This is a genomic window from Hungatella sp. (assembly GCF_046966825.1).
The window spans coordinates 1-13,481 of the sequence record NZ_JBKVCZ010000166.1 but is presented as its reverse complement, the minus strand read 5'-3'; the positions used below and the strand labels follow the sequence as shown (position 1 = coordinate 13,481).

Sequence of the window (13,481 nt, the reverse complement as noted above, 5' to 3'; positions counted from 1 at the left end):
GATGACCGTAGTAGAAGCCCTGCTCCCTGGATTTCGGAGACGGCATGGTGCCCAGCATGAGAACTCTGGAGTTTTCGTCGTATACCGGCTGGAAGGTGTGAACGACTGTCTCCTCTCTGTTTTTCTTCTGCATCATGGACGGATCACGGAGCTGGCCCCGGACAGCTTCTCGGCGATATCGTACATGTTGGTGACATTGCCAACCGCCAGCTTCTCGGAAAGGCCGTAAAAGTTCAGGCATGTGCCGCAGGTAAGGATCTCGACTCCCTGCGCCTCCAGACTCCTTAAATCTTCTACAGACTGCGATCCCTCCGCCGACAGCTTTGCACCGCCGTTATAGAGCAGGACCGTATCGGGCAGCACGTCCAGCTGGGTCTGTGCATAGAGAAAGCCCTTCATCAGCTGCCTTCCCAGCTCATCATCCCCGCTTCCCATACAGTCCGAGGAAATCACCACGACCTGGCCCTTCCTCCTGGCATCCGGACTACAGGCTTCCGCCTTCGCGTCTGCTTCCGCATCCCCATTGGCGGTTTTTCCCTCCTTCTGAGGATCTGCCGCTTTCCGTTCCGTGACATCGTAGCTCACCCGGAATTCTTCCTCTGAGAGCTTTTCCGATACCGGCTTCAGTCCAAAATAGCCGCCCAGCTTCATTAAATTCTGTACGGCGATCTCATTGTCCACCAAAACTTCGACGGTTCCCTCCGTCATCTCTTTCAGCACCTCTTTTGCCTTAATCACAGGCTGGGGGCAGGGAAGTCCCTTTGCATCAACGATTTTCTTCATATTATCTCCTTTCCGGCCGTCTGGTATGCCGTTAAAAACGTCACATATAACGCCGCAAAAAAAGAAGAGCTATTATCCGAAGACAATAGCCCAGCCTCTTTATTCGTTTTCTTCTGTCTCGTCTTCGCCTACCAGTTCATCGTACTCCGCATCATCCAGCAATTCGTCAAATGCATCGGCTACGATCTCATATTCGTCATCATCTTCGATATTCTCCAGATTCGGCTGTCCATCCTCTGACTCGGAATAACGGTATAAGTAAACCTCTCCCTCTTCCGCCTCAGCACCTTCCATCGGAAGCAGAGCAATGTAATCGCGTTCGCCGGCCGTAAAAATGGTGAGTACCACACACTCGATTTCTGTACCATCGTCCAGAGTCAGTGTAACGGTCATTTCCTCCTGCTCTTCCATGTTCTCCTGGTCTAAATTCGGATCCTGTGCCATGTCGATACCTCTCTTTTTGTAATGTTCTTTTCTATTCTTTTGACGACTATTTCGTCTCTTTCCACTCTATCAGACTATGGTATAAAAATCAAGGGATTTCTACATAATTAATATTCAATTCCCTCTCGCGCCTGGAGCCCCTGATCGTAAGGATGCTTGATCTTTTGGATCTCTGACACGTAATCCGCCAGGGAAATCAGTTCCTCCGACGGCCCGCGCCCGGTCAGCACAACCTCCAGGCCGGAGGGACGTCCGGTTATAAAATCTCTCACCGTCTCTTCCCGCACCAGACCATAATTCATGACTGCCATGATCTCGTCGAGAACCAGCAGATCGAAGGCGCCATCCACCGCTTTCCTAAGCGTCATATCCAGCAGCTCCGTGTAATACACCGCCGCCTCCTTCTTCTGTTCGTCCGTCATACGGAAGAAAAATCCAAAGCTCTTCTCACACGGTGTGACCGAAATTCCAGGTATCAGCCCCAGCGCCGCCACCTCACCGGAATGGTCGGTCTTTAAAAACCGGGTAAGCAATACCTTTCTGCCGCATCCGGCCGCGCGGACGGCCAGTCCGACGGCGGCCGTCGTCTTTCCCTTTCCCTCGCCGCAATAGATGTGTACACGCGAATCCATGTTATGCTCCTTTCTACTCCCGTCCCAGATACTCCTTTACAAACCGGGACACCTCCTGTTTCTTACTGTACCGCTCGCTCACGTAATTGACGTGGAGCCGCTCCTTCGCCCTCGTCATAGCGACGTAAAACATGCGCCGCTCCTCTTCCATATCCGCGTCCAGAACCGCCTTGTGGTGCGGTGTGACGCCTTCATTGGCATCGAGAATATACACAATCCGGTACTCCAGCCCTTTCGAGCTGTGCATTGTCATCAGAGAAACGCCCTCCGTCCGCTTCTCCCTGGAACGTGCCTGAAGCTTCAGTTCCCTGGCGTACTCCTCCATATGGGCGAACCATGCCTCCACCGTCTGAAATCCCGCGGCACTCTCCGCCAGCTGGTCCAGAACCTCGAACAGCTCCTCCGGCTTCATACGGCGGTACTCGGCGTACTCTCTGATGTAATCGTCATATCCCACCGCTTTGCGTATGTAATTCACCGCGGCGGCAGGCGCCAGCTGCCTCAGGAATTTCAGATCGTATTCCAGCTGTTCGATCCGCTCCACCATCCAGCCTTTGTCCTGATAAAAGGACTTGACCGCCTCCCAGCTCACCACCGGCAGTTCCAGTGCGTCCCGGCTGATGTACCGGTTCGGGCGGTTAATCACCGAGAGAATGCAGGCGCGGCTTAAATCACCGGCAGCGGCATTTAAATAGGCGATGATATTTTTCGCAATCCAGTGGTCGTAAAGATTCGGCACGGCGTCCTTCATGCAGAAGGGGATATTGTATTCCATCAGCTTCTCGATCAGCAGACGCGGCCCCAGATTCGTCCGGTACAGGACTGCGATATCGGACCAGGCATATCCGGCTCCGGTGTAATCCGTGATCTCGTGGACGATCTCCAGCGTCTCCTCCTGCGGATCCTTCCAGACTCTCGTAACCACAGGCTTTCCCCTGCCCTGCTTCGTGATGATCTCCTTCGGAAAACGCGTTTTATTATGGGCAATCAGCTTACCCGCCGTATCCACGATGTCCTTCGTACTGCGGAAATTGATATTTAAAAGAACCCGCTCGGCATCGGGATAGTCCTTCTCAAAGCCCAGCATGATCTCCGGCTTCGCGCCGCGGAACCGGTAGATGGACTGATCGTCGTCTCCCACAATAAACAGGTTGTTCTCAGGCGCCGCCAGCATCCGCACGATCTCATACTGAACCCGGTTGATGTCCTGAAACTCATCTACCAGTATGTACTGATATTTCCTCTGCCATGCGCCAAGGATGTCCTTCCTCTCCTTAAACAGATCGTAGCACATGACCAGCATATCATCAAAATCGATTAAATTCGCTCTCCTCAGCCGTTCCTCGTAGCCCGAATACAGCTTCTTAAATATCTCTTCCGAACAGTTCTTCGCATAGTAGTGGTTCAAGTGGATCATTTCCCCTTTTACGGAGCTGATCTCTGACAAAATGGAGCTCACAAACTCCGCTTCATCCTCCACCTCAACATGGTTTGTCTCGATCAGTTCCCTGATGTACTGCATCCGCTGTTCATCACGCACAATGTTGCGCGCGTCATACCTGTATGCAAATTTTAAGATTCGGAAAAATATGGCATGAAATGTGCCGAAACTGACAGATGACGGTCCCCCGCCGCACAGACTCTCATATCGCTCTTTCATCTCCGTGGCCGCCGCCTTCGTAAAGGTGATGACCAGGATACTGGACGGATTCACTCTGCATTCCTCCGTCAAATACTTAATCCGGTGGGTTATGGTAAATGTCTTTCCCGAACCCGGACCGGCCAGCACCAGCATGGGACCCTTATCGTGAGTCACCGCCGCCTTCTGTGCACCTTCAAATATTACTTCTGAACTCATCCGGATTTCCCTTCTCTCAGAGGGAATTAGAGCGCGTCTGAAACGTCTGGTCAGACACGCTCTAAACCCTTATATCTTCTCTTTACTGACGGCTTAACAGTTCGATTCCCGTCTGAATCCTTGCAATGGATTCTTCCCTGCCAAGCACTTCCATAATCTCCGTAGCGCCTGCCGGTGTCATCTGCCTGCCGGAAACCGCCGTACGGATCGGCCACATCACAAAGCCGGTCTTATAGCCCTTTTCCGCCACATACGCTGACAGCGCCGCATATAAGGCGTCGTTGCTGAAGTCCTCCTGTGCTTCCAGGATCGGCAGAACTTCTGTGAGAACCGTCAGAGCGGTCTCCTTATTCGTCTTCATCTTCTTATGAACGTACATCTCCGAATCGTACTCCGGAAGCGCCTCAAAGAAGTCGATATGGTCTGCAATATCCGGGAAAATCTCGATTCTCGTCTTCACCATGACGGCGATCTTCTCTAAATCGAGATCCTTCGTGATGACCTTCCTGATATGCGGCTCCGCCATCTCAAAGAACCGGTCAAACTCCATGGCCTTCATATATTCGCCGTTCATCCATTTTAACTTCGTCATATCGAATACGGCCGGAGACTTGCTGATATTATGGTAATCGAATTCCTTTATTAACTCTGCCAGAGAGAAAATCTCACGGTTGTCCACCGGAGACCATCCCAGCAGTGCCACGTAGTTCACTACAGCCTCGGAGATGAAACCCTGCTCGATCAGATCCTCGTAGGACGCATGACCGCTCCTCTTGCTCAGCTTCTTATGCTCTTCGTTCGTAATCAGCGGGCAGTGCACGTATACCGGAACGTCCCAGCCGAAAGCGGCGTAGAGACGGTTGTACTTCGGTGAGGAGGAGAGGTATTCATTGCCGCGGACCACATGGGTGATTCCCATCAAGTGGTCATCGACTACATTGGCAAAATTATACGTTGGGTATCCATCCGACTTGATCAGTACCATATCGTCCAGCTCGGAGTTGTCCACGGTGATGTCACCGTAAATCTCATCGTGGAACGTGGTAGTTCCCTCGGTTGGATTGTTCTGGCGGATGACGTAAGGCATGCCGGCTGCCAGATTGGCCTCCACTTCTTCCCTGGATAAGGAGAGGCAATGCTTGTCGTAGGTCATAATCTCCTGGCCTTCCACCGTCTGCTTTAAAGAATCCAGACGCTCCTGCGTACAGAAGCAGTAATACGCCTCGCCCTTTTCCACCAGCAGCTTCGCATACTCCAGGTAAATACCGGAAGCCTGACGCTCGCTCTGAACGTAAGGGCCCACGCCGCCATCCTTGTCCGGGCCTTCATCATGAATCAGTCCGGTCTCCTCAAGCGTTCTATAGATAATCTCGACAGCACCTTCCACATACCGTTCCTGATCCGTATCTTCGATACGGAGAAGAAACTCTCCGTCTTCATGCTTTGCAATTAAAAATGCGTACAACGCGGTCCTTAAATTGCCGACATGCATGCGTCCCGTAGGGCTCGGTGCGTATCTCGTTCTTACTTTGCTCATTTTGGCACACTCCTAAATTATTATTTTACGCGTACCCTATTATATAACGAAGTACTGGAAAAAACAATCATTTCATCGAAATTTGGCGGGAAATCACCGGTTCCTCCGCCGTATATGGAACCGGCGGAAATCCGTAATAATCCTAAGGATCATTATGGCTGTGAATAAAAGGATCGCAGTTGTACACAGCTCCTGTTAAGCTGTCCCCAATTTTTTCTTCCCTTACGGAATCGGCGGGAACACAGAAATAATACCCAGAATAACCGCTGCGATAATAATAATCGCCGCCAGACGCCTGTCCTTTAAAATCAGAGGATTCCTCCAGCCGTTTTCACCCTCCTCCTCTTCCGAGTCTCCGTCATCGTCCAAATCTCCCTCCGCTTCCGAATCCTCAGCAACCACATAATCCTCATCGACCTCCGCGTCCTCCTTCATGCTCTCCCACTCCTTCAGATATCCCTGGGCAGCCAAAAGATCGGAGGCGCGCACATAGATCTTTTCCCCAAAAATCGAGTAGCCCATGTAGACCCTCATATATTCGCCGCTCTCCTCATCCACGGAGTACGATGGAATTCCATGATTCTCCAATATTCCCTGCAGCAGCTTCGCCTCGATGTGATCGCTGACCGTCGTCAGCATCTCCACATCGACACCCTCAGACCCAAATTCCGCATTACCGTTTTTCCCCTCCTCTTTTTTGACTAGTGGGGTCTGGCAGTCCGTGCATACCTCTCTTCCATCGAAAAACTCCGCGCCGCAATTGGGACACTTCATCGTCATAGCACATACCTCCCTTTCCGGGCCACTTTCGGCATACAGGCGGCCATTCTTTTCATCCATTATACCATAAAATCCCTGTATATAAAAACTGTTTACATTTGTCTCCGCATCGTGTAAAATACTTTATATCCTACTAAACAGATAAGAATGATAGGAAGGAGAACGACACCATGAAAATCTCGACAAAGGGACGGTATGCCCTTCGTATGATGCTGGAATTCGCTCTGCATCCGGGTGAATGTACAAAAATCAACCAGGTAGCCGAACGCCAGCAGATATCAGACAAATATTTGGAACAGATCGTGACGATTTTAAGCCGCGCCGGCTATGTTAAGAGCATGAGAGGCGCCCAGGGCGGCTATTATCTGACGAAGGAACCTGCCGATTATACGGTTGGCATGATCCTGCGTCTCACCGAGGGCAGCCTTGCCCCTGTAGCGTGTATGGAGGACGAATTAAACCAGTGTGTGCGTTCCGGCCACTGCGCTACCTTAACCGTGTGGAAACAGCTGGATCAGGCGATTAACGGGGTTGTAGACAGCATTACGCTCGCCGATCTGGTGGAAGAACAGAAGAAACTGGATGGTGACAGTCATGATTCATGAATTCTCACGGAGCGAACTCCTTCTTGGAAAGGACTCCATGGAAAAGCTGGCAGGCTCCTGTGTCGCCGTCTTCGGCGTCGGCGGAGTGGGCTCCCACTGCATCGAGGCCCTGGCCAGAGGAGGCGTCGGCCGTCTCGTCCTGATCGACAACGACACCGTCTCGATCACCAACATCAACCGGCAGAGCATCGCTTATCACAGTACCGTCGGCCTGTACAAGACTCAGGTCATGAAGACGCGGATTCTGGACATGAATCCACAGGCAGAGGTATTTGCATTTGAGACCTTTGTCCTGCCCGATAACATAGAAAATCTGTTTGAACAGATTCCCTGTAAAGTCAACTACATCATAGATGCCATCGACACCGTCACAGCCAAGCTGGCCCTGGCCCAATACGCCATAGGCCACGAAATCCCTTTCATTGCCTCTATGGGAACCGGCAACAAGCTTCACCCGGAACTGTTTGAAATCACGGATTTATCGAAAACATCGGTCTGTCCGCTCTGCAAAGTCATGCGCCGGGAACTGAAGAAACGGGGCATCACTTCTCTGAAAGTCCTATACTCCAGGGAAGAACCGCTGAAGCCGCTGGAAACCAGCACAGAAGTCACCTCGAAGCGCGCCGTTCCAGGCAGCGTCTCTTTCGTTCCCCCAGTCGCGGGTCTCCTCATCGCAGGGGAAGTGATACGCGGGCTGACAGGGAAGAATTAGACGCAGGACAGTAAATCCTGCTGCAAACAAATATGTAAAACAAAAAAAACGGAAGCATTTAAGGGCCGCTCATTATATCCCGGCCTCTCAAACGCTTCCATTTCTTAACTCCAGAACTTGGCAATATACCCCTGGATAAAGATTACCAGTACGATCAGAGGCAGGACAAATGTCACATATCCTCTCACCCATCTCGGGAACTTAATTCCCTTTCCTTCGTTGGCTTCCTTCATAAAATTCTCAAATCCCCAGCCGTATCTTGTGGTACAGAAGGCCAGATAGATAAGACTTCCCAGAGGAAGCAGGTTGTTGCTGATAATAAAGTCCTCTAAATCCAGAACATTACTGCCTTCGCCGAATGGCATGAAGCCGCTCCACAGATTGAATCCCAGCACACACGGCAGGGAAAGCAAAATAACTGCAGCCATGTTGCACAGTACGGCTTTTTTGATGGTGCAGCCCGTCAAATCCGTGGCAAATGACACAATATTCTGGAACACGGCAATAACCGTGGATACAGCCGCAAATGACATAAACAGGAAGAACAGCGATCCCACCAGTCTTCCGCCCGCCATATTATTAAATACATTCGGCAGTGTCACAAAGATCAGCTTCGGTCCCTGGCCCGGTTCAATACTGAACGCAAAGCATGCAGGGAAAATGATCAGTCCGGCCATAAAGGCTACGAAGGTATCGAGAATCGTAACGGAAATCGCCTCGCCCATCAGGCTGCGCTCCTTGCCGATATAGCTTCCAAAAATTGCCAGGGCGCCGATTCCCAGGCTCAGCGTAAAGAACGCCTGTCCCATGGCTGCGAAGATTACTTCTCCCAGTCCGGCTTCCTGAATCTTTCCGAAGTCAGGCTTTAAATAGAATTCCAGTCCCGGTCCGCTGTTGTCCATCATGACCGAGTGTACCGCCAGAATCACCATCAGTACCAGCAGGCACACCATCATCACCTTGGTGATCTTTTCCACGCCGCCCTGCAGCCCCTTCGCGCAGACCGCGAAGCAGCCGATTACCACAAGAATCATAAATACAGCCATCAGAACCGGATTTGCCAGCATTCCCTCAAATTGCGCGCCGACACCGGCAGCATCCAGCCCCGTAAAATCACCTTTGGCCATCTTGAAGAAATATAAGATCATCCAACCGGCGACCGTGGTGTAAAACATCATCAGGATGTAATTTCCTGCCATGCCCAGATATTTGGCGTAATGCCACTTCGTTCCTTTTGGCTCCAGCACATCATAGGACAGCGCCACACTTCTCTGGCTTGCCCGTCCCACTGCAAATTCCATGACTACGATCGGAAGGCCCAGTATCACTAAGAATACCGCGTAAATTAATACGAATGCCGCGCCGCCGTACTGGCCTACGATGTATGGAAAACGCCATACATTGCCGAGTCCGATTGCGCATCCCGCTGAAATAAGAATAAAGCCCAGCCGGGATGAAAATTTTTCTCTCCCCATACTCTTTCTCTCCTGGTTGTTTAAATTCGATCCGCCGGATCAGCCAGAATCAGCTTCCTTCTGACCAAAACGGCAAAGATTCTGTACCATTATAGCACAGAATCTCTGTTGTGGCTACTTCATATTATACTGTATACGATACCATTTCTAACGCCGGATGGAAGCCGCCATCCGGTGGTACGTATGGCGCACTCCGCGGATCACCTTTCCATATTCCAGGATATTTTCAGGCAGTGCCATGCCGCCGTATCCGGCGTCTCCCAGGTGATGCATATCCGTTCCCGTCATCTTGCACATCAGCGCAATCTCCCGGATGGTAGCCGGATCTGAGCCCTCCTGAGAGGTTCCTATCGCCGTCAGCGTCAGAGCCCCCAGCTCATGAGCACAGGAGACCAGCCCCCGGATATACTCCATGGTAATTCCCGGGACCGTCCCCGGAGCCGGCATAAGAATCACATCGGCTCCCGCTTCGCGAAACAGCTTCACATCCTCCCGCGTGATGATCTTCTCTCCCGCCTCAGAGAGAATTCCCGCCGCATGCATCTTTCCGGCCACCAGGACAATGGTGTCACCGAATTCCTTCCGGTAAACCGCCAGCGTCTCCTCGATGGCCCGGTTGGTGACACCGACACCCGGATTCCCTGTCAGGACGATGAAATCGACACCCATATCGACCGCCTTCCTCGCATTTTCCAGCGTTCCCAGACGGCCACCCGTGATTCCCCACATGGAGTCCGCCTCCACCGAGCTTTCCACGCCCTGTTCCTTTGGCTCCAGGTTGATACCCACAGGACGCCCGGTCAGCTCCTTCACCTTCCGGATCAGATCCCCTTTGTCAACAGGCGGAAGACCGTTGATTACAGGGTTATCCACATCAAAGATATTTAACAGAATCACATCGGCGCCCATGGCCGCGGCCAGCTCCGCATTGCTCACATCTCCCAGCATGGGCTGTAAATTTCCGATGGTCTCACAGACCAGCACCCGTCCCTCGCTGGAGGCAATGGATTCCACCAGTTCTTTTCCGTTCATTTTCTCAAAATCCGATGCATTGCAATTTAAAAAACGTTTCACTGCTTTTTCTCCTTTCCCGTTGGAAATGATTGGTTCCCGTGCTTCACCTTATATTTCCCGCTGCTGAAATTCCTTCCGTGAAACAGAAGCGTAACAAACACGATACCGAGACAGACCATCTGATATCCCATCTCCAGTTGAAACGCCCCCAGTGCCAGACAGGCGGCCGCATCCACGAGAAACAGCACCCCTTCCACCCTGGAAAGACGTTTCATATCGTAGTCCTTCTGTTTAAATGTCGTTCCGTTAAAAATCAGCATGTCCTTCCCCAGAAACATGAAAACTGCCTCCCCCAGACATATCATACCCGTAAACAGAAAAATAAAATCCATACATCCCCGCCCCCTTTATATTAATACTTGATACTATTATAAAGGAAGAATCCCCATAATACAATTATTTTGCATAGCCTGTTTCATATACTGCAACAGCCAGGCAACTATTTCCGTCCATATCATCTCTGTAAAATTCCATCTACCTTACTTTACCTGACGCCGCGCAAAAGCCCCGAAACCATTTGCGGTCCGGGGCTCTATCATATCATGTTCCTGTATTATGTTCCTGTATTATGTTCCTGTTTCGTACTCCTGTTATATTATTCCACCGTCATATATGTCCCCAGCCCATCAAACTGGCTGCCATAGCTGACTGCGTCCTCATACTGGTTGGACTGCAGCGCCAGACTCACGGTATTGCAGATGCATCTCTGCAGTGCTCCAGGCTCCAGTGTTCCCTCCTTCAGCTCCTGACGGATATTGTCATGGTCTGCTTTCACGCCCGGCATTACCATATCATTGCCTGCCCGCATACAGCCCGCGGCCGTGCATACGCCTGCGGTGGAGGCAGTGGTGGTGGTCCAGTCTGTCATGATTGCGCCTGCAAAGCCCCACTCGTCTCTGGCTGCCTTTGTGCAGATATCGTAGGAATTTGCCGCATGGACGCCGTTGATCTGGTTGTAGGACGTCATAATCGACATGGGCTGCGAATTCTTCACTGCGATTTCAAATCCCTTTAAATAGATCTCGCGCAGCGCTCTCTCGGAAAGGACAGAATCAGACCCCATACGGTTATCCTCCTGATTGTTGCAGGCAAAATGCTTGATCGTAGTTCCGCATCCCGGAATCTTCTGAACCCCGAGAGTGATTGCGGACGCCATCATACCGGACAGAAGCGGATCCTCGGAATAGTATTCGAAGTTCCGGCCGCAGAGCGGATTCCGGTGAATATTCATGCCTGGCGCCAGCCACAGCGTCACGTTAAACAGTTCCATCTCACGGCCGATCATCTCCCCAATTTCCTTCAGAAGACTGACATCCCATGTCTGTGCCAGAAGCGTACCGACCGGGATTGCGGTACAGTACTGATAGTAGGTTGTGCCTTCCATATCTTCCGGTTCGGCAAAGAAGCCGCCCTCAAAGGCCTGGAGGAACCCGCCTTTTTTGATCATACCGTCCACTACCTGATACGTCTTATGGAGCCTTAAACCGGCAGGTCCGTCTGCCAGTACCATGCTGGCCACGTTCCATGGAGAATCTATTGCAGCGGAGGATGTCTCAGCTGCAGCTCCCGGCACCGTAAGTCCCGCGGAGCCAAGGGCGCTTTCCTGGCCTTTTCCAGGATCGCCTGTGGCAAGTGCAATCAGCTGTTCCTCGGATAAGGTGCTCACGATCTCTCCTGCTTTTCCTTCCGTCACGCCTAAGTGTTCCGGATATACGGCGGTTTCTGTCACAATCTGGTCCGCACAGACCGATATGCCAGGAAGCTTTAAGGATTCCGCCAGACTCTTCCACGCTTCCTCTTTTGCCTTCATCTTACCGGCATCCGGCACCAGTTCCGTTAAGTCTTCCTTTCTCTCACAGATCGTTTCGCACTGCACCATCACGGCGTCCGCATCGAGACAGATCGTAGCGGATAAGCTGGAGGCTTCCAGGGAATTCCCCACCCAGATGCCATATGTACCCGCCTCCAGGATCCATGCCGCCTTATCTTCATGATAGGAGGCCAGCTGATACAGTGGGAAGGTAATCGTTAAATCCTGGGTCTCGTCAGGAGATAAAAGCGCGGTCTTTCCGAATCCGGCCAGACGGCGGAACTCTTTTGGCATATCATTCTGCGGACAGGATACGTAGACTTCCACAACTTCCTTTCCGGCATACGTATGTCCGATATTCTTCACGGAAGCCGTAACCGAGATTTTCGGCTGGTCTGTACCCAGACCGGAAGCGCTGATTCCGGTTCCCACAACGGAAAATTCCGTATAGGACAATCCGAAGCCGAAGCCGTAACGAACCGGCACATCGAAGGTATCAAAATAACGGTATCCGACGAAAATTCCCTCTTCGTACTTCTCCGTCTCTATGTTGCCGTTCTTATGGCTAAAGGTCTGGGCATTGGGGTAATCTGCGTAGGTATAAGCCCAGGAATCCGTCATTTTTCCGCTTGGATTTACGGTGCCGGAAATGATATCCGCAAACGCCGAACCGCCTTCCTGACCGGCCTGCATGAACTGCACGATGGATTTTATATTTGCAAACTCCTCAGTAAAGGCCAGGTCAATCAGACCTCCCGTATTGATAACGAGAACTACGTTGTCATAGGAAGCAGATACCTGTTTCAGAAGCGCTTTTTCTTCTTCTGTGATGAAGTAATCCCCTTCCGTATCGTGACGATCCGCATTTTCCCCCGCAATACGGCTGAGCACAAATACCGCGGTATCGGCTCCATCCGCCTTTGCAGCCTCCTCGTCAATCGTATTGCCGCATGGAACAACAAACGGTGTGGTGGAGTACGCCTGGAAAAAGTTGCCGTCATACTGTTTCAGTTTATCCAGGACTGCCTCTTTCCAGGCCTGTCTTGCATCCGCGTAAATGGTCTCATAAGAGGAGAGCCATGCATCGCTGGTCACTTCATAGCCTGCGGCCTTTAACCCCTGATAAATGGAAACACAGTCCCGCTCATTGACATCGCCGGAGCCGGTGCCCCCTTTTATGGTCTTGACTGCCCCTGCTCCGTAAAGCCCGATTTTTCCCTTTGCAGCAAGCGGCAGCAGATGGCCGTCATTTTTTAAAAGTACAAATCCTTCAGAAGCCGCTCTGCGGGCGATCTCCCTGTTTTCCTGCTCTCTTTTCGTTACTGCGTCTGATGTGGAACCGGTAAATGTCCTGTTTTTTAACTTCATATCTGACCTCCAAATGATATCTGTCTGTTTTTCTCTATTATGCACGATTGCCTCAACGGCCGCTAGATACTTTTTTAACCTTTTATAGGTTGATATTGATATAATCGCAAACTTTTAGTAGAATAAAAACAGATATTCCTGTCACTATTGATATACAACAGAGAAAGGAACGCAGGATGGACCACATCATTCACGAAGAAGTTTCCGAGAACATCAATCTGCCGGCAAAACTGGAGCTCGTCCATTGTATGCCCATGACCATACCGGCTCACTGGCACGAATACTTAGAGATCCTGTGCCTGATCGATGGGCGGCTGACGGCAGTCATCCAGGCAGAAACGTACCAGCCGGAGCCGGGAAGCCTGCTGGTCATCAATTCCAACGAACTTCATATGACACAGAC

The 13,481-nt window shown here is 51.3% G+C and carries 13 protein-coding genes and 1 pseudogene; 3 read left to right on the top strand and 11 right to left on the bottom strand.

All coding sequences use genetic code 11. The features are described 5' to 3' along the window. From ACLTD4_RS29845 to ACLTD4_RS29815, 7 genes and pseudogenes are all read right to left on the bottom strand, one after another. Positions 1-136 (bottom strand): annotated as a pseudogene (locus ACLTD4_RS29845) (DNA-deoxyinosine glycosylase); the annotation flags it as partial. Further along, a complete protein-coding gene (gene yedF / locus ACLTD4_RS29840; protein WP_117621783.1) occupies positions 133-783 on the bottom strand; it encodes a sulfurtransferase-like selenium metabolism protein YedF in 651 nt (216 codons plus the stop codon). The pseudogene ACLTD4_RS29845 and the gene yedF, both read right to left, overlap by 4 nt. A gap of 99 nt (positions 784-882) precedes the next feature. After that, on the bottom strand, positions 883-1,227 hold the full coding sequence (locus ACLTD4_RS29835) for a DUF1292 domain-containing protein (protein ID WP_002600492.1): 345 nt from the start codon (positions 1,225-1,227) through the stop codon (positions 883-885). A 107-nt stretch (positions 1,228-1,334) separates the two neighbouring features. Continuing rightward, entirely contained in the window at positions 1,335-1,859 is a 525-nt protein-coding gene (locus ACLTD4_RS29830) for a cob(I)yrinic acid a,c-diamide adenosyltransferase (RefSeq protein WP_055660983.1), read from the bottom strand. A 13-nt stretch (positions 1,860-1,872) separates the two neighbouring features. Beyond that, positions 1,873-3,717, bottom strand: a complete 1,845-nt coding sequence (locus ACLTD4_RS29825; RefSeq protein ID WP_055660985.1) for an ATP-dependent helicase — start codon at positions 3,715-3,717, stop codon at positions 1,873-1,875. A gap of 82 nt (positions 3,718-3,799) precedes the next feature. Next, positions 3,800-5,254 (bottom strand): glutamate--tRNA ligase, encoded by a 1,455-nt coding sequence (gene gltX, locus ACLTD4_RS29820; RefSeq protein ID WP_117621782.1) that lies wholly within the window; start codon positions 5,252-5,254, stop codon positions 3,800-3,802. Between the two features lie 222 nt (positions 5,255-5,476). Then, positions 5,477-6,034: a DUF2007 domain-containing protein gene (locus ACLTD4_RS29815; protein ID WP_055660270.1), complete on the bottom strand. Its 558-nt coding sequence runs from the start codon at positions 6,032-6,034 to the stop codon at positions 5,477-5,479. A 170-nt stretch (positions 6,035-6,204) separates the two neighbouring features. Here ACLTD4_RS29815 and ACLTD4_RS29810 point away from each other — a divergent pair, with 170 nt between their 5' ends. Then, complete coding sequence (locus ACLTD4_RS29810; protein ID WP_002600497.1) at positions 6,205-6,639, top strand: RrF2 family transcriptional regulator; 435 nt, start codon at positions 6,205-6,207, stop codon at positions 6,637-6,639. Next, entirely contained in the window at positions 6,629-7,351 is a 723-nt protein-coding gene (locus ACLTD4_RS29805) for a ThiF family adenylyltransferase (RefSeq protein ID WP_117621851.1), read from the top strand. Before ACLTD4_RS29810 ends, ACLTD4_RS29805 begins: the two co-directional genes overlap by 11 nt. Before the next feature lie 104 nt (positions 7,352-7,455). Here the strand turns inward: ACLTD4_RS29805 and ACLTD4_RS29800 are convergent, their stop codons facing one another. The 4 genes from ACLTD4_RS29800 to ACLTD4_RS29785 all read right to left on the bottom strand — a co-directional run bounded on the left by ACLTD4_RS29800 (position 7,456) and on the right by ACLTD4_RS29785 (position 13,078). Beyond that, positions 7,456-8,826, bottom strand: coding sequence for a sodium-dependent transporter (locus ACLTD4_RS29800; RefSeq protein ID WP_055660268.1), 1,371 nt, complete (start codon positions 8,824-8,826; stop codon positions 7,456-7,458). 147 nt (positions 8,827-8,973) lie between these two features. Further along, on the bottom strand, positions 8,974-9,900 hold the full coding sequence (locus ACLTD4_RS29795) for a haloacid dehalogenase-like hydrolase (protein WP_181988722.1): 927 nt from the start codon (positions 9,898-9,900) through the stop codon (positions 8,974-8,976). Next, a complete protein-coding gene (locus ACLTD4_RS29790; protein WP_117621781.1) occupies positions 9,897-10,232 on the bottom strand; it encodes a DUF3784 domain-containing protein in 336 nt (111 codons plus the stop codon). Before ACLTD4_RS29790 ends, ACLTD4_RS29795 begins: the two co-directional genes overlap by 4 nt. A 263-nt stretch (positions 10,233-10,495) precedes the next feature. Beyond that, a complete protein-coding gene (locus tag ACLTD4_RS29785; protein WP_117621780.1) occupies positions 10,496-13,078 on the bottom strand; it encodes a glycoside hydrolase family 3 protein in 2,583 nt (860 codons plus the stop codon). A gap of 176 nt (positions 13,079-13,254) precedes the next feature. Here ACLTD4_RS29785 and ACLTD4_RS29780 point away from each other — a divergent pair. Further along, the coding region (locus ACLTD4_RS29780; protein ID WP_412331788.1) for an AraC family ligand binding domain-containing protein at positions 13,255-13,481 on the top strand (227 nt) is incomplete at its 3' end.

Excerpts from the sequence above, each read along its gene's own strand:
- ACLTD4_RS29835 (WP_002600492.1), bottom strand. The coding sequence starts at position 1,227 with ATGGCACAGGATCCGAATTTAGACCAGGAGAACATGGAAGAGCAGGAG.
- ACLTD4_RS29810 (WP_002600497.1), top strand. The coding sequence starts at position 6,205 with ATGAAAATCTCGACAAAGGGACGGTATGCCCTTCGTATGATGCTGGAA.
- ACLTD4_RS29825 (WP_055660985.1), bottom strand. The coding sequence starts at position 3,717 with ATGAGTTCAGAAGTAATATTTGAAGGTGCACAGAAGGCGGCGGTGACT.
- ACLTD4_RS29830 (WP_055660983.1), bottom strand. The coding sequence starts at position 1,859 with ATGGATTCGCGTGTACACATCTATTGCGGCGAGGGAAAGGGAAAGACG.
- ACLTD4_RS29790 (WP_117621781.1), bottom strand. The coding sequence starts at position 10,232 with ATGGATTTTATTTTTCTGTTTACGGGTATGATATGTCTGGGGGAGGCA.
- gltX (WP_117621782.1), bottom strand. The coding sequence starts at position 5,254 with ATGAGCAAAGTAAGAACGAGATACGCACCGAGCCCTACGGGACGCATG.
- ACLTD4_RS29805 (WP_117621851.1), top strand. The coding sequence starts at position 6,629 with ATGATTCATGAATTCTCACGGAGCGAACTCCTTCTTGGAAAGGACTCC.
- ACLTD4_RS29785 (WP_117621780.1), bottom strand. The coding sequence starts at position 13,078 with ATGAAGTTAAAAAACAGGACATTTACCGGTTCCACATCAGACGCAGTA.
- yedF (WP_117621783.1), bottom strand. The coding sequence starts at position 783 with ATGAAGAAAATCGTTGATGCAAAGGGACTTCCCTGCCCCCAGCCTGTG.
- ACLTD4_RS29815 (WP_055660270.1), bottom strand. The coding sequence starts at position 6,034 with ATGACGATGAAGTGTCCCAATTGCGGCGCGGAGTTTTTCGATGGAAGA.
- ACLTD4_RS29800 (WP_055660268.1), bottom strand. The coding sequence starts at position 8,826 with ATGGGGAGAGAAAAATTTTCATCCCGGCTGGGCTTTATTCTTATTTCA.